Origin of the sequence: Tamlana sp. 2_MG-2023 (genome assembly GCF_030548465.1) — a bacterium.
GTDB lineage: Bacteria > Bacteroidota > Bacteroidia > Flavobacteriales > Flavobacteriaceae > Pseudotamlana.
In genome coordinates, this window is sequence record NZ_JAUOSF010000004.1 from 383,696 (window position 1) to 403,482 (window position 19,787).

General features: G+C 33.5%; 20 protein-coding genes and 1 tRNA gene. 8 read left to right on the forward strand and 13 right to left on the reverse strand.

The annotated features are described in order from the left end of the window. Together Q4566_RS09160 and Q4566_RS09165 are read right to left on the reverse strand one after the other, a co-directional pair. The gene (locus tag Q4566_RS09160) at positions 1-1,311 is read right to left on the reverse strand and encodes a hypothetical protein (protein ID WP_303420369.1); all 1,311 of its coding nucleotides are present in this window, start codon (positions 1,309-1,311) and stop codon (positions 1-3) included. Further along, positions 1,308-2,039, reverse strand: coding sequence for a type III pantothenate kinase (locus tag Q4566_RS09165; RefSeq protein WP_303420373.1), 732 nt, complete (start codon positions 2,037-2,039; stop codon positions 1,308-1,310). The genes Q4566_RS09160 and Q4566_RS09165 overlap by 4 nt, the downstream gene beginning before the upstream one ends. Before the next feature lie 180 nt (positions 2,040-2,219). Here Q4566_RS09165 and Q4566_RS09170 point away from each other — a divergent pair. Further along, positions 2,220-2,292, forward strand: a tRNA-Phe gene (locus Q4566_RS09170). Between the two features lie 56 nt (positions 2,293-2,348). Here Q4566_RS09170 and Q4566_RS09175 read toward each other — a convergent pair. From Q4566_RS09175 to Q4566_RS09200, 6 genes are all read right to left on the reverse strand, one after another. Continuing rightward, on the reverse strand, positions 2,349-3,329 hold the full coding sequence (locus tag Q4566_RS09175) for a glycoside hydrolase family 25 protein (protein ID WP_303420375.1): 981 nt from the start codon (positions 3,327-3,329) through the stop codon (positions 2,349-2,351). 264 nt (positions 3,330-3,593) lie between these two features. Further along, on the reverse strand, positions 3,594-3,755 hold the full coding sequence (locus Q4566_RS09180) for a DUF1328 domain-containing protein (RefSeq protein ID WP_303420377.1): 162 nt from the start codon (positions 3,753-3,755) through the stop codon (positions 3,594-3,596). 290 nt (positions 3,756-4,045) lie between these two features. After that, a complete protein-coding gene (locus tag Q4566_RS09185; protein WP_303420379.1) occupies positions 4,046-4,483 on the reverse strand; it encodes a hemerythrin domain-containing protein in 438 nt (145 codons plus the stop codon). Between the two features lie 69 nt (positions 4,484-4,552). Further along, complete coding sequence (locus Q4566_RS09190) at positions 4,553-4,753, reverse strand: hypothetical protein (protein ID WP_303420381.1); 201 nt, start codon at positions 4,751-4,753, stop codon at positions 4,553-4,555. Between the two features lies 1 nt (position 4,754). Beyond that, on the reverse strand, positions 4,755-5,102 hold the full coding sequence (locus Q4566_RS09195) for a hypothetical protein (protein WP_303420382.1): 348 nt from the start codon (positions 5,100-5,102) through the stop codon (positions 4,755-4,757). A gap of 3 nt (positions 5,103-5,105) precedes the next feature. Then, entirely contained in the window at positions 5,106-5,477 is a 372-nt protein-coding gene (locus tag Q4566_RS09200; protein ID WP_368506588.1) for a YtxH domain-containing protein, read from the reverse strand. A gap of 201 nt (positions 5,478-5,678) precedes the next feature. On the opposite strand from Q4566_RS09200, the gene Q4566_RS09205 reads away from it, so the two are divergent. Both Q4566_RS09205 and Q4566_RS09210 read left to right on the forward strand, forming a co-directional pair. Continuing rightward, complete coding sequence (locus Q4566_RS09205; protein WP_303420384.1) at positions 5,679-7,040, forward strand: NAD-dependent succinate-semialdehyde dehydrogenase; 1,362 nt, start codon at positions 5,679-5,681, stop codon at positions 7,038-7,040. Positions 7,041-7,079: 39 nt separating this feature from the next. Next, positions 7,080-8,603: a GH3 auxin-responsive promoter family protein gene (locus tag Q4566_RS09210; protein WP_303420386.1), complete on the forward strand. Its 1,524-nt coding sequence runs from the start codon at positions 7,080-7,082 to the stop codon at positions 8,601-8,603. Here the strand turns inward: Q4566_RS09210 and Q4566_RS09215 are convergent. Then, positions 8,600-9,178 carry a hypothetical protein gene (locus tag Q4566_RS09215; protein ID WP_303420388.1) on the reverse strand — a complete coding sequence of 193 codons (579 nt, stop codon included), beginning with the start codon at positions 9,176-9,178 and terminating at the stop codon, positions 8,600-8,602. The genes Q4566_RS09210 and Q4566_RS09215 overlap by 4 nt on opposite strands. Before the next feature lie 759 nt (positions 9,179-9,937). Between Q4566_RS09215 and Q4566_RS09225 the strand changes: the two genes are divergently transcribed. From Q4566_RS09225 to Q4566_RS09245, 5 genes are all read left to right on the forward strand, one after another. Further along, a complete protein-coding gene (locus Q4566_RS09225; RefSeq protein WP_303420392.1) occupies positions 9,938-10,081 on the forward strand; it encodes a hypothetical protein in 144 nt (47 codons plus the stop codon). Between the two features lie 193 nt (positions 10,082-10,274). Further along, the gene (locus tag Q4566_RS09230; protein WP_216066181.1) at positions 10,275-10,784 is read left to right on the forward strand and encodes a peroxiredoxin-like family protein; all 510 of its coding nucleotides are present in this window, start codon (positions 10,275-10,277) and stop codon (positions 10,782-10,784) included. Positions 10,785-10,972: 188 nt separating this feature from the next. After that, positions 10,973-11,425, forward strand: a complete 453-nt coding sequence (locus Q4566_RS09235; RefSeq protein ID WP_303420396.1) for an arsenate reductase family protein — start codon at positions 10,973-10,975, stop codon at positions 11,423-11,425. A gap of 454 nt (positions 11,426-11,879) precedes the next feature. Beyond that, the gene (locus tag Q4566_RS09240; protein ID WP_303420398.1) at positions 11,880-12,596 is read left to right on the forward strand and encodes a DUF547 domain-containing protein; all 717 of its coding nucleotides are present in this window, start codon (positions 11,880-11,882) and stop codon (positions 12,594-12,596) included. 20 nt (positions 12,597-12,616) lie between these two features. Then, positions 12,617-15,433: a TonB-dependent receptor domain-containing protein gene (locus Q4566_RS09245; RefSeq protein ID WP_303420400.1), complete on the forward strand. Its 2,817-nt coding sequence runs from the start codon at positions 12,617-12,619 to the stop codon at positions 15,431-15,433. Between the two features lie 117 nt (positions 15,434-15,550). On the opposite strand, the gene Q4566_RS09250 is transcribed toward Q4566_RS09245, so the two are convergent. From Q4566_RS09250 to Q4566_RS09265, 4 genes are all read right to left on the reverse strand, one after another. Then, positions 15,551-16,579 (reverse strand): AraC family transcriptional regulator, encoded by a 1,029-nt coding sequence (locus Q4566_RS09250; protein WP_303420401.1) that lies wholly within the window; start codon positions 16,577-16,579, stop codon positions 15,551-15,553. Positions 16,580-16,611: 32 nt separating this feature from the next. Further along, entirely contained in the window at positions 16,612-16,755 is a 144-nt protein-coding gene (locus Q4566_RS09255) for a lmo0937 family membrane protein (protein ID WP_303420403.1), read from the reverse strand. Positions 16,756-16,773: 18 nt separating this feature from the next. Next, positions 16,774-16,917, reverse strand: coding sequence for a hypothetical protein (locus tag Q4566_RS09260; RefSeq protein WP_303420405.1), 144 nt, complete (start codon positions 16,915-16,917; stop codon positions 16,774-16,776). 271 nt (positions 16,918-17,188) lie between these two features. Further along, complete coding sequence (locus Q4566_RS09265; RefSeq protein WP_303420407.1) at positions 17,189-19,783, reverse strand: ATP-binding protein; 2,595 nt, start codon at positions 19,781-19,783, stop codon at positions 17,189-17,191. Positions 19,784-19,787: the final 4 nt, after the last annotated feature.

The window sequence follows — 19,787 nt, forward strand, 5'->3', positions numbered from 1 at the left end:
TTAATCATATTTTCTTTTCTGAAACCATCTATCGTTCAAAGATAGACTTATTTGGAAATTTATAAAATTCTCTTGTATCAAATTACTTTCAGTGGTTCCGCGCTGACCAAATTCAAATCCTAAATTCGCATTAGATAACAATCTAGATTCTCCTACAGGTAGTCCTACTCCAAAAGATATGCCAAACTCATCTATGGACTGATTGTTAATGTTTAACCCTGTTTCCTCAAACCTTACACCTGCTCTATAAACAATACGTTTATAGTAGCTTGAAAATGAATTATATTGAGGAATAAAAAATCCTCCTACAGATAATCTTGAACTGTTTTCATATACCGTTCCAGAGCTTCTATATAAAGGGTTTGAAAAATCACTTGTGTTTTGAATCATGTATTCAGCTCCAAGAAACCAACTTCTTGGCTGACCTATTCCAAGACCATAAGTTATTTTAAATGGCAAAGTTAATTCTGTTTCTTTTAACCCTGTTGCTTCTAAATCGGAATCAACCGTATTAAAAACAGATTCCACGTTAGTACTAGAATTAATTGTTATAGTAGAATAACTACGTTCGTTATCAGAGTTTAAATTACTCTGTGCTGTATAGGTTAAACCAGAAACTACTTCTAATCTTTCGGTGATCATCTTCTTAAAAGAAGCTCCAATAGTTGTGCTAAAACCACTTAAGTTAGATCTGTTATTTTCGCGCGTTTGATACTGTACAGGGATATCTCCATCGTATTGAAACTCTATAATACTACTTTGAATATTTCCAAAATTATATTGAAGATCAACTCCAATAGACAGTTCTTTTATAATCTGATAACCAGCTCCTAAAAACACCTTGTTCAAACCTCCTTCTCCACTAAACCTATTACCTATGACGCCTTCTCCATTTAAATTATCTAATTTATAACCAACAGAAGTATAAGGCATAATACCAAAACCAATACCTAATTTACCTATAGGAAATGACATGGCTAAATAATTAAATGTCGTAGCTGAAGTGTTTGCCTGGCTATTTTCACTTTTCAAATTGGCATTTTGGTAGCCACCACCCACAGTATAAATAACTGGCCTACTCTCGCCGCCCCAAGATGCTAAATTATTACCACCATACGATGCAGGATTGCGTAAATTAACGTGGATACTATCATTATATATACTCAAACCACCCATGCTCCTATTTTCAACAGTACCTTTGAAGTTTAAACTTCCAATACCATAATAAGAATATGGTGATGCTGTGGATTGCTGGCTATGACCTTTAATTGCAAAAATTACAATAAAAACTAATACAAGTTTTTTTATCATTCGTTTGAGTTAAGTTGTAAAATATAGTTTAATCCTTCTAATAAAAAATTAGAATTGGCAAATATGCTACTTTTTAATTGTTTAGACAAGAATTTAGCATCGCCTCCTGTTAAAATAACTGTTAAATCTGAAAATTTAGTTTTATACTGTGTAATTATTCCATCTACTTCATTTATAACCCCGTTAACAACCCCGGAGTGTATGGAATTAGCTGTAGAGTTTCCTATAATGTTTTTTGGAACAGATAATTCTAACAACGGTAATTTCGCCGTTAAATTATTCAATGATTTGTAACGCATAGCTAATCCAGGTGAAATCGCACCTCCCAAATACTTATTTTCCTGCGTGACAAAATCGTAAGTAATACAAGTACCAGCATCAATGATTAAAACATTTTTGCCCGAAAACTGTTTTACCGAAGCACAAACTAAACCTATTCTATCGACACCCAACGTTTCTGGTGTCGAATAACCATTAATAAAAGGTAATTTTGTATCAATATCTAAAACTAATAAATTGAACTCTTTTTTAATATTTTCAACTTGATCAATATTTAAATGCCCTACAGAAGAAATAATGACATTTTTTAATAATGGAAAATCTGTTTTTAAAAGCGATATAGCCTCTAAAAGTTTTTTCAACTCTACAATTCTTCTTTCCTGAAGCTTATCTGCGCTAAAAACAGCTAATTTCACAAAAGAATTTCCTACATCAATGATTAAATTCATCTATTTTTAAAAAAAGGATAAATTTACAAAAGAAGAAGCAATAACAAAGCATTACCGTATTTAATTAACATTAAATTAGTTAGCTTTGTTTTTGAAAAAAAAATAAAAATATTTCATTTTTTTAGCCATTAGATTTGGCAGAATCTAAAATAGGATATATATTTGCAACCGCTTTAGCGAGGTACCTTAGCTCAGTTGGTAGAGCAAAGGACTGAAAATCCTTGTGTCCCTGGTTCGATTCCTGGAGGTACCACACAAGTAAAAACCCTGAAAATTAATTTTCAGGGTTTTTTATTTTTATACTTATTACTATCTATAATTTTTCCAATAATTTTTGGAATGGTGATCCTCCCCGATACACATACGTTTTAAGTCTTCTATAGTTAAATTAAAACTATTACCATCTACAGCTGTATCGATACCCGCAACATTAACTTCCTCGGAGAATTGATGAAACGTCCACTCCACATCACTCACTCTACTTTTTCCTGAATATGCTGCAATCCATAATGGGTAACCTTCTAGATAGCCTTTTAAACGTGTATCATAAAAATGTTTCCCGGTATAAACCACAGGTTTGATTCCATATTTAGCTTCTGCCAATTTTAACCAGTTTAAAACACCTTCTCTTAATTTCTTGTCACCAAATCTACTTGGCTCCTCAATATCTAAGATTGGAGGAAAATCACCTTTTACAAGAGTTACTGTCGAAGCGAAGTTCTCAAACTGTTCGGTTGAGTTCTCATTCGGACGATAATAATGGTAAGCACCTCTTATATATTCGTGTGCTTTTGCATCTACCCAATTAGTATGATAGTGCGTATCTTTTCCATCTACTCCCATGGTTGATCTAATAAAAACAAATTCAATTGGATGCTCTGAAGCCTTCACTTTATGCCATTTAATTTCACCTTGATAATGAGAAACATCAATTCCGAAAAGATAATGCGAATTATCATGTGCTACATGCTCTAAACTTTCAATAGCCTCAATCTCCTCTATACTCTTTATACCTGTAACTTCATCTAAGCTATTTCCATCAATAAAAACCTCCGACTGGCTATTTAATTCTAAAGCAAAAACTCCAGAAATAAGCGCTACGCCGATTATTAATGTTGAATAAATCACGGTATGCGTCTTCTTTACAGCCACATGTCGCTTACTGTACTTTTTCCCGGTTCTTAATGTGACCAAAAAGAGCAGAAACACAACCATTAATACTATAAAAAACCACATTAAAAATTTAACAGAATCTTCGACACCTACTAAACTACCCACTAAAAATTTCATGATTTCATCATTTTACCTAAACAAAATTAGATCAAATAACGCATTAAGAATACGACACATCATGTCTTTCCTTAACTAAAGAAGATCAAAATATTAACCTTTAAAAACTAAACACAAAACCTATTTCACCATAAACAGTTGCATTAAAGTAATCTACTTAAACTTAAAAATTATTTCCGAAAAGCTATTCAGGCAAAGACATAAAAAAAGCTTTGCATACCCTGCAAAGCTTTTTGAGTTATATATTTATAGTAAGATTAAAGACTATTTTTTCACTAAGCCTTTAAGAAGTGATAATACAAATAGCACTAAAAAGACAAAGAATAAAATTTTTGCTATTCCTGCAGACGCGCCTGCAATGCCTCCAAAGCCTAAAACGGCTGCAATTAATGCTATAACAATAAAAGTGATGGTCCAACGTAACATAATATTTTTAGTTTTATGATTATTATTTTTTAAAAGAACTGACTTTCAATCCTTCTTATACAAATATGCCATCTTATACTAGACTTCATTACCCCATAAAGCAACCATGTTAACTCATTCAAAAAACACAAAACCAACAGATTACAAATACGCATAAAAAAAGACCCCAGCTTTAAAGAATAAGCCAAGGTCTTTTTAACTAACCAACCAAGTCAAAGATATAATTCGTATATCCAGTTTATGTTCTCAATACATTAAATACTTAACTGCATTGCTTTTTATGTAAATCATTAAACATTTTCAGCCATGTAAGCCTGATAATCTTTAGCTAAATCTACTTTTTGTTTTTCTGTAAACACCTTACCTGCCAACTGAAAAAAGGCATGCTCTTCATCTTCTAGGTGGTGTTCTACTTTATGTTTTAAGTCTTTTGCCGTTTTTAACCAGGCAGAAGACGTATAATCTGTTTTTTCTAGCGCTTCAATTAATTCATCAATCTCATGATGTTCTGCGATACCGTGTCTTGCTTTTTCCTGCATCATATCACTAGTAATTAATGGTTTATAAAAGTGACGTTCCTCTGCATTAGCATGCATATCAAGCTCATGTTTTAATTGCTTAAAAATAGTATCTCTCGATTCGGTATCTCCAGAAGTAGCTACTAAACGTTCTAATAAATTTCGTTGAGTATCGTGATCTTTTCTTAAAGCTTCAAATATTGTTGTCATTCTTTTGTGGGTATTTAGATGTTAGATAAAAAAGGCTCCATATGTTGAAGCCTTTTCTCAAGTTAGTCACTACTTTATAATTTTCTTTAACAGCATAAAAACGCCATACTTACCTGCGAAATTTAGTCCTGTTTGTATCCAGTGGGCTGGCTTAAGATCTTCTGCATAATCATCCTTCAAACCTTTAATTTCTTCCCATGCGATTTGGCGTTCTAAATTTAATATTTTTAGCTCGCGCTCTACATCTTTCATATTCTTGTACATCTTCATACTAATCGAAAAAAAAGTTAGACAATTTCTTAATAACCATATTATTTATTGTGCCCCTAAAAAGGTAAGCTATAATTGATAACACCATAAAACCAACACCTACTAATAAAAAGCCTAAAGGATAATTTCCTGTTAATTCTCCAATATACAAGGCCAGTGCCACAGCACTAAGCATCGCACACATAAGCACCAAACTCCCAACAATTATTGTCTTAAAGAGTAAACTAACAGATATTGAAAAATGCTTAAAAAACTTTAATCGGTAGAATTTATAAGACGAATCAATATAGCGTTCACTAACATTTACCGCCTTTGTGTTTGTTTCATTTATAGCGTCTATCAATCCCATATATTACGATGTTTTTTGCAACTTCTTGTTTTTAGCTTTTAATTCTGTTAGTTTCTTTTCTAAAGTACTAATCACATCATCTGCCTTATGAGTTGCATCCAGAACAATATCATCTAACTGCTCTTCAATAGTTTGCTTTTTAGATGCTGTACTAGCGATCACTCTATCTTTTAAATCGATAGTCGTTTGCGCGATAATATCTTTTGCCGTAGCCATTTCAGACTCTAATTTATTTTTCGCTAAAACAGCTTCATCTGCAATAATTTGTCTAGTCTTACTTCCTTTATATGGAGCAAACAACACACCTACAGCAGCACCTACTAATGTTCCTGCTATAATTCCTAATGCTGTACTTTCATTATTATTCATACTCATAATGTTATTTTATTTAAAGGTTAAACTTATATTTTGTTGTCACAAAGTTAACCACACACTACACGTTTCATTGACTCAATGCATTAGATTATTAGCTGTTATGAAAAAACTTAAAAACGCTCATGTTTTTAGTAATCGCATTAAACAGTACTAGTGCAAATAGCTATCTTTATAAATATTTTTTTTGACCATGAATTTACTATGAAGAAAGACATTACTACAACAAACCCATATACCAACAAAGTTATAGAGTCCTATACTTATTTTACCGATGAAGAAATTTCGGAAACATTATTACACGCCGATAAAACATTTCAAATCTGGAAAACAAAAGGACTTTCTAAAAAGACAAGTTTAGTAAAAAAAGTTGCCGATAACTTGTGGGATAACAGAGAAAAATACGCTAAATTGATTTCTTCTGAAATGGGCAAACCTATTAATGAAAGCTTAGCTGAAATTGATAAATGCATGTATTTATGTGATTTCTATGCTAAAACCTCATCCGATTTACTAGCCGATGCCCTTATTGAAACCGATGCTCAAGAAAGTTTTATATCATACGACCCATTAGGTGTTATACTAGGTATCATGCCATGGAACTATCCGTTTTGGCAGGTTTTAAGATTTGCCATTCCAACATTAACAGCTGGAAACACCGTAGTTTTAAAACATGCATCAAATGTTACAGGTTGTGCCTTGGCGCTTCAAGATGTCTTTGAAGATGCTGGTTACCCTATGGGTTGCTTCGCAACAATTCTAGCCGATCACGATGCTATAGAAAGCATTATAAAAAACGACATCGTTAAAGCAATTTCCCTTACTGGTAGTGAAAAAGCTGGTAGGAAAATAGCAGAAATTGCAGGCTCTCAATTAAAAAAACTGGTTTTAGAACTGGGCGGTAACAATGCCTGTATCGTGCTTAATGATGCCGATTTAGACACACATTTACCAACCATGGTAAAAGCACGTATGTCAAATACCGGACAAAGTTGTATTGCAGCCAAACGTTTTATTGTTGAAGCTGGAATTTACGACAGCTTCTTAGAGAAATTCACTAAAAAAGTAGCTGCTCTAAAATCAGGTGATCCACTTATGGAGGATACTGAAATAGGCACTTTAGCCAGACCCGATTTGGCAGATATTTTAGAAGAACAAGTAAATCGCTCGGTTGAACAAGGTGCTCACATTCATTATGGTAATACACGTAATCATGCTTATTACCAACCTACTATTATTACAGAAGTCACTCCAGAAATAGCTGTATTTACAGAGGAAACTTTTGGTCCTGTAGCAGCAATTATAAAAGTATCTAACAAAGAAGAAGCCTATAAACTAACTAGTGACACGGCTTTCGGTTTAGGCACTATGATATTCACAGAAGATATTGAAGACGCCAAACAACACATCATTCACATTGAAGATGGTGCATTTTTCATCAACGAAATGGTGAAGTCTGATCCGCGATTGCCTTTTGGTGGCACGAAAAACTCTGGTTATGGTCGTGAGCTTTCCAAGGAAGGTTTATTAGCGTTCACAAACAAAAAAACAGTTTACATTAAATAACGATTAATACGCAACTTACATTAACGAAAACAACAATCCATGGCTATAATTGGTAATATTATAAAAGGCGTAATTAACATAAAAGGCGCCATTACTTTTGAAACAAACCCTGTTGAAGAACAACAAAAAGTTTTAAAGGAACTTCTCGAAAAAGCTAAAGATACCGCATTTGGTAAACACTATAATTTTCAAAATATTTTAGACAGTGAAAACCCAGCTGAAGCTTTTACCCAAAGCATTCCGTATCATGATTATGACAAGATGAGTGGCGAATGGTGGCATAAACTGTTAGACGGAGAAACAGATATCACTTGGCCAGGAAAACCAGATTATTTTGCTCTAAGCTCTGGAACCACTGGAAAAACAAGCAAGCGCATTCCAGTAACTAACGCCATGGTAGAAGCCATTCAACAAGCAGGCATAAAACAAGTTTTCGCATTGAGCAACTTTGATTTACCTGCCGATTTTTTTGAAAAGGAAATCATGATGCTAGGAAGCTCTACCGATTTAAACCAAAATAAAGACCATTTAGAAGGTGAAATTAGCGGTATTAGCGCGAGTCAGATTCCAGATTGGTTTAGAGGTTACTACAAACCGGGAGAAAAAATTGCAAAAATTGACGATTGGGATGAGCGCGTTAAACACATTGCCGAAAAAGCTAAAAGTTGGGACATTGGCGCTTTAAGCGGAATCCCTTCTTGGTTAGAATTGATGCTTGCTGAAGTTATAAAATATCATGACGCTAAAACCATACACGACATTTGGCCAAACCTACAAGTGTACACTTCTGGAGGTGTAGCTTTCGGTCCGTATGAAAAGAGTTTTAATGCGTTACTGGAAAAACCAATAACCATTATTGACACCTATTTAGCTTCTGAAGGTTTTATAGCCTATCAAGAGCGCCCGGAAACGAAATCCATGAAACTTATTGTAGATAATGGCATCTATTTCGAATTTGTACCCTTCAATCCAGATTACATCAATCAAGATGGTTCAATTAAAGAAAGTGCGCCTTGTTTAACTTTGGCAGATGTTAAGTTGGATCAAGACTACGTTCTTATCATGTCTACCGTAAGTGGTGCTTGGCGCTATTTAATTGGCGACACCATTGCTTTTACTGATCTCGAACGTGCCGAAATCAAAATTACAGGACGCACAAAGTTTTTCTTAAACACTGTAGGATCGCAGCTTTCTGTAAATAAAATGGATGATGCCGTTCAATATTTAGAAGAAAAACTAGATGTAAAAATTCCAGAATACACCCTGGCAGCAAAACGATTTGACGACGAGTTTTACCACAGTTGGTACTTAGGATCTGATATCAAAAACGCGGATGCCAAGAAAATCGCAGACTTGCTAGACAACTTTCTAGCTGATGCCAATAAAAACTACAAAGTAGCACGATCGAAAGCCTTAAAAGGCGTTAAAGTTACCGTAATCGATCCATCAATTTTTCATGAATGGAGTGGGGCAAATAAAAAGAAAGGTGGCCAAGTTAAAATGGAACGCGTTATGAACGAAGAGAAGTTTGAAGCATGGGAAACCTTTGTAAAGGAAAACTAACTGGCCTTATCCTCAGTTTCCTTTTCGTTTGCTTTTTCAACCATTTCCATGATTTCTTCTGGAGAGAGGTAATACTTTTTAATTCTTAACTTATAAGTATTTTCAATATCGGCATGGTTTAATATAAAGTTTTTAGTCGCTAAAATATATTCAGCCATGCCGTGAGAAACTGCAAAAGTATCTGCTGCTCTTTCAGCCTCTATAATATGACTATCAGACAATAGATAATTCACACCAAACCACATAAGTTCTGAATTACTCATTCGCTGATAATCCATAACATGACCTAGCTCATGACCTATCCAGCCAACCATAACATCTTCAGGAACATCCTCAGTTTTAAAAATTCGATCGGCAATTTTTATTTTTTCACTAATGCGTATTACATAAGAACGATTTTTTCTGCTCTTAAAAAAGCTACCAAATAATGGCTGTGCCTGCATGGTTGATTTTTTAATATTTGACTTGAATCGAAATTCTATAGATACATCACTAAGCTCTGGATAATAGGACAAGGCCTTACTAACCTCTTTAGCGATACTGTTTGGAATAACGTGTTTAATATTTTGTGACATAGATTGGTTTGGAAGTAAACATATAAAAATGATTGAGAATTTTAAAATTATACTCTGAAAACTCCTCGGTAAACCGACAAATAGCGCTTTCGAAAAAAACTTAAAAGTGTTCAACATTTTTACAATTTACATTTTAAAAGAAATAGATGCAATAAAGCTAATCATAATAAATACAATTAAACCATATGCACACGACATTCTTGAGCACATTTTACACAAGATTCTGCGCAAACTTGGCAATGTTCATCTTCATGTTGCTGACATTGTTCTGCACACCATTCACAAATTTCTGCACATAATCTGCAATACTTTTTAGCGAAAACACTGTCTGCTATCATAAATTTTATACAAACCAAACAGGCTTCTATACAGAGCATACAACAGGTTGGGCAATCATTATTACTGTCTTTACCCATCATTTCAGAAAGGCATTTTTGACAATCTATTAAGCATTTTTGACATGCTTCAATACAACTTTCATAGCTACGTACCATAATTTTTAAGTTTTAATTCATACTCAATATTTTCGTTCTATTTTTTATTCAAACGTATCTAAATATAAGCACCAAACTTAACTTACTTTAACTCTAAAACTAAATTAGTTAACCCTTACAGTATTAATTTACAACACATTAAGACTACAACAAATGAGTCAACATTCTTTTTATAAGCGTTAATCCTAAGGGAGACTATTTTATACCTTGTACTCACATCAAAGCGATGTCTTAGAAACCTATTAACAGTGTAAAACATAAAAAAATGGGAGATATTAAAGATAAAAAGAAATTTAAATCAAAAATTGAACAAAAACACCCAACAAATCCTAATGGCAATACAGATGTTAAAAACAACACTTTTGACATTGATAAGAAAACCATAAAGGATCAGCAAAACAAAAAATAAAATTAGTTTATTTCACTAATAACTCGAGACGATCTACTATAGTAAAACTTACGTCAACATGACCTTGTTTCTGGTGCTCATCCTACTAAGTTATCATTAGAATGAAGTTCTAAAAACAAGCTCAATATGACCCAATTTCATGTTTTGTTTTAGAAAGTCTCTTCATTTATACAACATTTAAAGAAAAAGAAAAATGATATTACCAAATACAGAAGTACCCGCATTAAGTTTACCTTTAACCGATGGATCTACTTGGGATCTTAAATCTCAAAAAAGTGAAGCCTTTACTATTTTAGTATTCTACAGAGGCTTACATTGCCCTGTGTGTAAAAAACAATTACAAGAAATAGAGGAAATTCTCCCTAAGTTTAAGGATCGTGGCGTTGATATCATATCTATTAGCTGTGATACCGAAAAACGCGCAAATCTTTCAGCTGAAAAATGGGAGATTTCTAAATTACCTATAGCTTATAATTTGTCGATAGAAGAAGCTAGAAAATGGGGGTTATATGTTTCTGAAGCGATTTCAGACAAAGAACCAGAGCAATTCTCTGAGCCTGGAATATTCATAATTCGCCCTGATTTTTCACTTTATGCGAGCTCTATTCAAACCATGCCGTTTGCAAGACCTCAAATGGAAGACATTTTAAAAGCCCTCGATTTTGTTACTGAAAATGACTACCCAGCACGTGGTAGCAAATAACAACACCCCTTAAGAAGCTGTTTAAAAGTACATCATTTTTCGCTCCTGAACGTGTTTCGGGTTTTCACAACGACCAGTTATCCATGTGATGAAATTCTGAAATAAATTTATACTGATGAATTTACTACTTTTTAAACAGTTTTTTTTTAAACCTGAAACATACACTCAAAAAATTAAAGTTTTAAACCATGAAAAATATGTCAATTTTAGCAAGAGATAAAAAACAACTCACCTATATATACAGTTCTAAATCACACCTTGGAAAACAAGTGCTTGGATACATTCAAGGCATTGATAAAAAAGTAGAAACCATAGACATCAACAAAGAAAAACTTGGCGATACTATTTGGGTGGAGATTTCAGACCAATTAAATGTACCAATAAACAAGTTGTTTTCTATTGAAGGCGCCGATTATGGTAACACAGAAGATTTTGACACCGAAGACTGGCTTAAAATTCTAAACAAAAACACAGAACTATTGCAAAAACCAATTGCCATCGTAGGCAAAGACGTAAAACAAATAGTAAACCGTTCAGAAATACTTGAATTCTTTGGAGTAGATTCCGCAGGGCTTGAAAAAAAATCGAGTGGCGAATTACCAACAACATCATCTACAACAAGTGATGAAAAATTTATATAATTAACGGTTTAAAACTTCAAAAAAGCGCCCTAAAGATGTAACATCTTTAGGGCGCTTTTTTTGTTTCATCATTAGAACAGCTGCACAGCAACTACTATTCTATCGAATTGAATTTATAAATTAACATAATATTAAACGTTTAAAAACGGCTTTTATTCGACAAAGCGCATAATTACGTAAGACAAAACCTACTGCATCTACTTCTTAAAAACTGGTTTTTTGGGTACAAAAGCGACATAATATTAAGACCCTAGTAAATTTAATCGGTGATTCCTTCCAACATCATAATTTTTCCCTCTCAAAATTAAATCTTTCGCATAAATTATTTTCAAATAGTTATGCATGCATAGAATATATATTTTTGTTCCTGCTTTTTTAATAGAACTCATATTAAATACTAAAGAACCTACTTGTTTGTTAAAAAATTAACACTGAAAAAACCAAATTATTAACTATGAACTTAAAACGAAAATTAACAAGCCTACTAATCATACTTTTCTGCTGCTTGGGACATTCACAATCCATTGATAATTCTGAGCTAAAGGATTTTCTAAAGAAACATGTGTCGAATGAAGGGTTTATTAATTATGAAAAATTAGTAAGAAATAAGGAATCTCTAAGCGAGATTGTTCTAGGATTATCTAAGTTAACACCTAACACAACTTGGTCTAAACCAGAAACTAAAGCTTATTGGATTAACGTGTATAATTTTAATATGCTCAAATTAGTATCGGACTACTACCCGTTTAAATCTATAAAATACATCCAAGCTCCTTTCAACGTCGAATTCATTAATGTTAATGGGCAAAAAGTTTCTTTAGACGATGTTGAAAACATCATAATCGAAGAAATTGGAGACCCTAGAATGTATTTTGCATTAAATAACACTTCTATATCCGCTCCAATATTAAGTAGAGAGCCTTACGCTGCAGAAACAATAGACACCCAGTTAGAATTTGCAGTAAAGAACTTTATAAACGATCCGAGTAAAAACTATTTTTCAAAAACTACCAATGAAGCGATACTTTCTCCATTATTTAAATGGCATGCTTCACATTTTGAAAACTTAAGTTCTTTTATAAATAAATATTTAGAAGGTAAACAAATAACGAACCAAACAGAAATTACTTATTCTAGCTTTGATTGGACCTTAAGCAAAGAATCGTATTAAACAACAACAACTTAGTCACTATGAAAATCAAAATTACCGCCTTACTAGTATTAGTAGGACTCTCAGCATTCTCTCAAAATTTTATAAAAGGAAAGATCATTGGAACTGATGGAACTCCATTAATTGGAGTAGATGTATTTATTAACAATACACTAATGGCTTCATCAGACTTTACCGGTGAGTTTAGTACTGACTACACTGGGAGTTATCCCGTTGAAGTTACTTTTAATTATATTGAATATAATGAATTATCAAAAACTTTATTTGAACCAGCAAACGGACGTAATTTACTTGTTCAAATGACGAAGGAAAAAATAACCGACTTAACACAAGTCGTAGTTGCCGCTTCTAGAACAACAGAAAAAAAGATTGAAACACCTGTTACTATTGAAACGTTTTCACAAAAAGATGTTTTAAATGGAACTAGTCCTAACTTTTATGATGAATTAACTAATGTAAAAGAGGTTCAGTTTAATGGGACGAACTTAATTAGTAAGTCTATAAACACGCGTGGTTTCGGTCAAGCAACCAACACTAGATTTTTACAATTAGCAGATGGTGCTGAATTCACAATTCCGGTATTTAACGCCTCTATTGGAAACTCCCTAGGAGTTAATCAATTAGATGTTAAAAACATTGAAATCTTACCTGGAGCTTCCTCTGCACTTTATGGCGCCAATGCTTTTAATGGTATCATGTTTATTAATAGTAAAAGTCCGTTTGAAGACACCGGTATTTCTGTATACTACAACCATGGTTATACCGATCAAAATGCTGCAGGTGTGAATGCATTTAATGATTTAGGTATGAGATGGGCTTTAAAGATGAGCAACTCTACAGCATTAAAGATTAACCTGAGTTATTTTACAGGAACCGATTGGGAAGCGAATGACACTAACAGTAAAACTTCGGTGGATAGAGGCTTATCTCCGATTCAATATTTTGATGCCGTTAATATTTATGGTGACGAAATTGTAGGAAACAGTATGGCTGCTGGTGGACCAGTAAGTAGAACAGGTTATAACGATAGTGATTTAAATGAAGGAAAAGTTGAAAACTTCAATGGCGATATCTCATTTCATATCAAGCCTAATGAAGATTCTGAAATTAAACTACAACAAAAAATCTCTTACGGAACTACAAACTTTAGTGGTACGAACACGCGAGTAACATTAAAAAACTTCTTAATTTTACAATCGAACATTTCTTATACGACTAAAAATTTAACGTTTAGAACTTACTTTACTATGGATGATGCTGGCGATTCTTACGACATGGTAAGAACAGCAATTAACATCAACAAGCAAGCTAAAAACAATGGACAATGGTATACTGATTATGACAATTCATTGAGCATGTTCAAGTCTGACAATCCGAGTTTAAACAATAACACTTTATTAGCAATGGCTCGTGAGTTTGCAGATTATAGTACAGTTGCTGGATATAACGGAAACTTACCTAACTCTGTAGGAGGTGTAGCTCATTTCAATCCAGGATCGAATGGATTTAATCAAGCTTTTGATGCTGTAACGACTAGCACTGACTTAACAACAGGTTCTAGGATTCAAGATAATTCATACACGATACAAAGTGATATCAATTATAACTTTCAAGACATTGTAAAATTTGCAGAACTTCAATTGGGAGGTACTTTTAAAAGATATGTACTTAATTCTAGTGGTACTGTTTTTAACGATGCTAATGAAAAAATCGATTATGATGTTTATGGTTTTTACGGGCAACTTCAAAAGAAATTAATTGATGACCGTTTAAAATTATCAGGATCTGTTCGATACGATAAGCTATCGGAGTTAGAAGGTAACTTTTCACCAAGATTATCTGTTAACTACGCCTTAGGAAAAAAGAAAACACGTAATATTAGAGCTTCTTTTCAAACTGGTTTTAGAAACCCAACATCAAGTGATTTATACAATGGTGCGAATTACGGGTTTCTTAGTTTAGTAGGTTCTGCTCAAGACAACTTAGACAACTATAGTAATATTGTGACTTTTTCGACACCGTTATTAGGTCCAGATGCGCAAACCGTTAATCTAACTGGTAATTACATCTACGAAAACTCATTCTCTATAGGGTCTGTACAAAATTTTGTTAATAGCTTTAACCCTGCAAATAACCCTCAAGATGCTATAGATTTACTGCAAGTTAAAAAAGTAGAGACTGTAAAAGCTGAAAAAGTAGAATCTTTCGAGCTAGGTTATAGAGCTGATATCGCAAAATTCACTTTCGACATCAATGGTTACTATAATAAGTATACTGATTTTATTTACACAAAAAAGGTAATTACACCTTACTTTGTAAACCCTACAATAGCTCCGGAATACGGAGGAATAGGTGCGGCCATTTTAACGCAAAACTACTTAACACATCAAGTTTATACTAATGCAGAGGTACCTATCGAAACTGTTGGTTTTGGATTTGGAGTTGAAAGACGTTTCAAAAAGTTTTTTATAAACGGCGCGTACAATCACACCAAACTATTAGATTATAATAAAGCTACAGATCCCGATTTCGTTCCTGAGTTTAACACTCCTGAACATGCCGCAAAATTTGCTATTGGAGCAAATGACTTGTTCAGAAATTTCGGATTTACAACTAAGGTAAGATATAATTCTGAATATGAATGGATTTCTCCTTTTGCTAACGGTACCATTGCTGAAGGCACAGTTTTAGACGCTCAAATTAGCTACGGGATTCCTTCAATTAAATCAACCATAAAAGCTTCAGCTAACAACTTATTTGGAGAAGAGTATATACAAGTTATCGGTTCAGGAAGCATAGGACAAACCTATTTCCTATCGTTAATCTTCAACCCATAAGCCGCTATTTACTTTTAAAATAACGACAAATCATAAAAAAGGTCATCTAAATTAATTTAGATGACCTTTTTTTATATCACTATAACTTTAAATATAATCCTAAAACACTTATAAACCCTATGCAGATATAGGCAACTCACGTTGTGCCATTTTATATTCGCTTGGGCTACAGTTATAACTTTCTTTAAAAATCTTAGAAAAATAACTTCTACTAGAAAAGCCAATACTGTACACCACTTCAGATATATTCATATCTGTGTTTTTTAAGTAATTCTCTGCCTTTTGAACACGTACCGTTCTAAGATGATCGGTTACCGTTCTACCGTGCATTAATTTAAATCCTTCTTGTAATTTTGAAGGTGAAATTCCAAATTCTGAACACAACTGCGATATTGAAATCTGGCTATCAAAATTTTCGTCAATATAAGCTGAAGCTTCTTTAATTGCACTCATTTCACGAGTGGTTAAGGTTCCTAATTGTGTTTCATTATTTTTTGAATCTTCTGTATGTTGCTCAATTTCTAAGGCTAAAATAACATGAACTAAACCTTGCAATAAAAGGCTTTTAACTAAACCTTCTTGCTTAATTGCACTTATTTGTTGCACTTTCTCAGCAATTTTCAAATTTTGAGAACCTACATATACGAAATTGTTCAACGTATCATCTTTGAAAAACGTGTTGAATAACTTTCCTTTTAAACCTTCTTTTTTAGAATTTTGAGCTTGTTTTGTAGTTTGAACTGTAATTAAAGCGACTTTTAAACGTTCGTCCTTCTTAAAATAAAGCACGTTTTCATCTCCTGTTGGACTGGCTATAATCCCTGTTTGAAAACTCTCTAATTCGCTTTTATCACCATTTATTCCAAAACTATGTTCCATGCTTCCTGCCGAGCAATAAGCAAAATAGATTGGGTTTTTGTTGGGTGTATTTATCGACAATGTGATGTCTTCAGCGAAGGTCATGTCAAAATCCACATAAGAAATCCCGCCAGCAAGCGCAATTCCCTGAATACGCCCTACTCCTATTTCATTATTCATCTCCAAAATATATTCCTTAGAATCTTTTACAACAGATCCTCCAAAATTATATTTTAACTGGTTAAACATCGCGTCGATTGTGTTTGTATTTAGGTGTGTGGTTTTCATGAGATTATATTTTAAGTTTGATTTTTTCGTTTTTAGTTTTCAAGCACTTTTTTAGAAGCTACAACTACGGCTACAAGCAATAACAGATGAATGACCAACCCTACACTAAAGATAAAAAAGCCGATAGCCCAAGCGATTAAACATAATATGATTATTAAACCTGTTGTTCTTAACATGGTAATTGTTTTTTTATTCTACTTCTCTTCTGGGATAGCTTGGTTCCCTGTAACTTTCAGTAAAAGATTTTTTAGAAAGTTAGTTTTCATTAACCCTGTACTCGGCCACGATTTGCCAACTCGGGCAAATTGTTTCGTTGGTGCTTTTATAGTCCTTTCCATAACCTTTTATTTTAATTGTTAATAGACTTGTATTAAATCTACATGGCAAAGATCGATAGGAACACCAGCTTTTATGTTATGCAACTTTGGGATTGTGTTATACAACTTCGGGTTTTTGATGTTTTAGCTGTTAAAAAGCGTTAAAACATCCTATTAAGAAGTCGTTTAAGAAGCGTATAGGGAAGATCTAGACTATAATTATAGTTGTGCATGCTAGCACTATATTAGCAGAATAGCCTCAAAAAAAGAACGCTGATATTTTTTATAAAGATTAAGCTGGTAGGTAAACTATAAATTCGGCCCCCTTACCAGGGTTTCCTTTGGCGTAGATATAACCATTATGGTTTTCAACTATTTTTTTGCAAATAGCTAAACCGATACCATTACCAGAATATTCGTTTTTTTGATGTAGCCGTTGAAAAACTTCGAATATCTTTTCGGCATACTGAGAATCGAAACCGATACCATTATCTTTAAAAGTAAGTTTATGATAGCGTTTTTTAATTGTAACAAATTGACCTGGCAGTTTCGTAGCACTTACTCTTTTGTAGCGAATTTCTACTTGAGGGCGTTCATTAAGATTTTTATACTTTAAAGCATTCGATATTAAATTAGCGAATAACTGCTCCATTTGAAAAACAACACCTTTTATTTTTGGTAGCTTATCGGCGAGAACCTCAGCACCAGAATCATTTATACGCGTCGCTAAATCATCTTCAGTTTTTAAAAGTATGTCGTTTAAATCGATTTTCTCAAAATCTGTTTTACTACTATCTATTCTGGAATACGCTAACAAGTTCTTTATCAACGACTGCATACGTTTTACACCATTGGTCACTTTTTCAAAATACAATTTACCTTTATCTGAAAACTGCTCGCCTTCCCGATCTTCAATTCTGGAAATAAACAATTGTATTTTTCGCAGAGGCTCTTGTAAATCGTGACTCGCTACGCGGTTAAACGATTCTAACTCGGCATTACTTTGTTTTAATCGCAAGTTGCTTTTTACCAGACGTTCTTCAGCTTCTATACTTTCGGTAACATCTTGTACCACGCCAATCATTACTTTTCTAGCGTTTTTAGTTACAAACTGGCCATTAGATTTAAAATGTTTTACCTTCCCTTGTTTTGTTACAATACGGTAGGTATGCTCGGCAGTTTCAGAATCGTCGAGAATACTAGCGCCTCTTTTCTCATAAAGTTCCAAATCATCAGGATGAACAAAATCTTTATATCGTAGCAAGGAGGATTTAAATTCGTTAGGTTCACAACCTAACATGGCATAAAAATTATCGGAAAGCTCGGAAGTATCCGATTCCATATCCCAAACAAAGCTTCCAATTTTAGCTAAACTTTCAGCATCAGATAATATGGAGTTTTGAATGGTAAGATCTTCATTGAGCTTAATGAGTTCATCAGATTTTTTCTTTTCTTCGGTAACATCTCTTGCCGTCAATGTGACACCATCTCCTAATTTTATGGCGGTAGAGCTAAACCAATGCTTCTTATTATTGTTGTAGTAAGGTACTTCATACTGAACAGGCGTATTGTTTTCTACGGCATTAACCCATTTGTCTAAAACGCCAATTTCAATCATTTCTGGATATGCTTCAGAAATTTTCTTATGCTTTAAATCCTGCGGGAGATCTCCTGTTACTGGGCTAATTCTTTCATTTGCAAAAAGAATTTCAAAATCAACAATTTTACCATTTTCATCTCTAATACTCTTAAAGTGCATCACAATATGAGAGATACTTTTAAAAATATTTCCTAAAAAAGCACGGCTATCTAACAACTCAAGGTTCTGATTCTCTAAACGTTTTTTAAATACTTGCTGTGCCGCATTCGATTCTTTCTCTAAAGTTATGTTTCGAGCTGTTAACAAAACCCCTTCAGTTAATGACGTAGCTAAACAATTGAACCACATTTTTTTGTCGCCTACAACAACCTCTTTTTCAAAATCTACTTTGGACTGATCGTTATAAGCGTTTGTAAGCCCTATGAACTCACCATCAGCCATCAAAAAAGGAAAAGTTTCAGACACTAATTGCCCTGTAATAACGTCTGGATCTAACCCTAAGTAATCACGATTACAGTCGTTAGCATATATGACTTTGAAATCTACAATGGCTTCATTAGCATCAAAAACAGGTTCAAAATAATTTATAATGTTATCTGTGGTTGCTAATATGTTCCTAAGAAATGCTTCAGATTGCTTTAATCGGAGTTTGTTTTTATAAACCCTCAAAAAAGAGAGCACACAGATAAAGAGTGCCAAAAAGGCTAAAAACAATGAGGTTACCGGTGCAAGGAATTTATAAGAAGCATAATTGGCTTGCCTTTCTTGCATGAGATATTTTTCATTTGCAAGCATTTGATTTTTAAGAATACGAATACTCGCAATGGTTTTATCTATTTTATTTTTCTGAGCTTCTTTTGTTTCAAAAAACTCCTGATCGTTTTCAATGTTTAGCGTATCCAGAACATGAAGCTGATTATTCATTTTAAGCAACAAGGACTCCAGGGGTTCTAGTCGGGCTTGTTGTAAATCATTATCTAAAGTGAGCACTTTTAAACTATCAAGTACTGCTTTCCCCTCTATTTTGTAATTTTTAAGGGCATGACTCAGGTAGACATCTTCTAAAAGTTCAGATCTAAATTCTTCGGAGTCTGCTCGGGTATAATGTTCTGTTAAGCCCCCAATGGCATTGTAAACATGTAGGGTTTTCGCAACTGTTTCGGCCGATTCCTGCATGCGCATAATCTGCTTATACGCCATACTTGCTATAAATAAAAGCAGTGCAAGTGCTGCTATCAATAAGATGATATAGGTTTTTGTGGAAGTGTATACTCTTTTAAAATCCATAAAA

Bases quoted from the DNA above. Each gene is read 5' to 3' on its own strand.
- Q4566_RS09160 (WP_303420369.1), bottom strand. From the start codon at position 1,311: ATGATAAAAAAACTTGTATTAGTTTTTATTGTAATTTTTGCAATTAAA.
- Q4566_RS09165 (WP_303420373.1), bottom strand. From the start codon at position 2,039: ATGAATTTAATCATTGATGTAGGAAATTCTTTTGTGAAATTAGCTGTT.
- Q4566_RS09175 (WP_303420375.1), bottom strand. From the start codon at position 3,329: ATGAAATTTTTAGTGGGTAGTTTAGTAGGTGTCGAAGATTCTGTTAAA.
- Q4566_RS09180 (WP_303420377.1), bottom strand. From the start codon at position 3,755: ATGTTACGTTGGACCATCACTTTTATTGTTATAGCATTAATTGCAGCC.
- Q4566_RS09185 (WP_303420379.1), bottom strand. From the start codon at position 4,483: ATGACAACAATATTTGAAGCTTTAAGAAAAGATCACGATACTCAACGA.
- Q4566_RS09190 (WP_303420381.1), bottom strand. From the start codon at position 4,753: ATGAAGATGTACAAGAATATGAAAGATGTAGAGCGCGAGCTAAAAATA.
- Q4566_RS09195 (WP_303420382.1), bottom strand. From the start codon at position 5,102: ATGGGATTGATAGACGCTATAAATGAAACAAACACAAAGGCGGTAAAT.
- Q4566_RS09200 (WP_368506588.1), bottom strand. From the start codon at position 5,477: ATGAGTATGAATAATAATGAAAGTACAGCATTAGGAATTATAGCAGGA.
- Q4566_RS09205 (WP_303420384.1), top strand. From the start codon at position 5,679: ATGAAGAAAGACATTACTACAACAAACCCATATACCAACAAAGTTATA.
- Q4566_RS09210 (WP_303420386.1), top strand. From the start codon at position 7,080: ATGGCTATAATTGGTAATATTATAAAAGGCGTAATTAACATAAAAGGC.
- Q4566_RS09215 (WP_303420388.1), bottom strand. From the start codon at position 9,178: ATGTCACAAAATATTAAACACGTTATTCCAAACAGTATCGCTAAAGAG.
- Q4566_RS09225 (WP_303420392.1), top strand. From the start codon at position 9,938: ATGGGAGATATTAAAGATAAAAAGAAATTTAAATCAAAAATTGAACAA.
- Q4566_RS09230 (WP_216066181.1), top strand. From the start codon at position 10,275: ATGATATTACCAAATACAGAAGTACCCGCATTAAGTTTACCTTTAACC.
- Q4566_RS09235 (WP_303420396.1), top strand. From the start codon at position 10,973: ATGAAAAATATGTCAATTTTAGCAAGAGATAAAAAACAACTCACCTAT.
- Q4566_RS09240 (WP_303420398.1), top strand. From the start codon at position 11,880: ATGAACTTAAAACGAAAATTAACAAGCCTACTAATCATACTTTTCTGC.
- Q4566_RS09245 (WP_303420400.1), top strand. From the start codon at position 12,617: ATGAAAATCAAAATTACCGCCTTACTAGTATTAGTAGGACTCTCAGCA.
- Q4566_RS09250 (WP_303420401.1), bottom strand. From the start codon at position 16,579: ATGAAAACCACACACCTAAATACAAACACAATCGACGCGATGTTTAAC.
- Q4566_RS09255 (WP_303420403.1), bottom strand. From the start codon at position 16,755: ATGTTAAGAACAACAGGTTTAATAATCATATTATGTTTAATCGCTTGG.
- Q4566_RS09260 (WP_303420405.1), bottom strand. From the start codon at position 16,917: ATGGAAAGGACTATAAAAGCACCAACGAAACAATTTGCCCGAGTTGGC.
- Q4566_RS09265 (WP_303420407.1), bottom strand. From the start codon at position 19,783: ATGGATTTTAAAAGAGTATACACTTCCACAAAAACCTATATCATCTTA.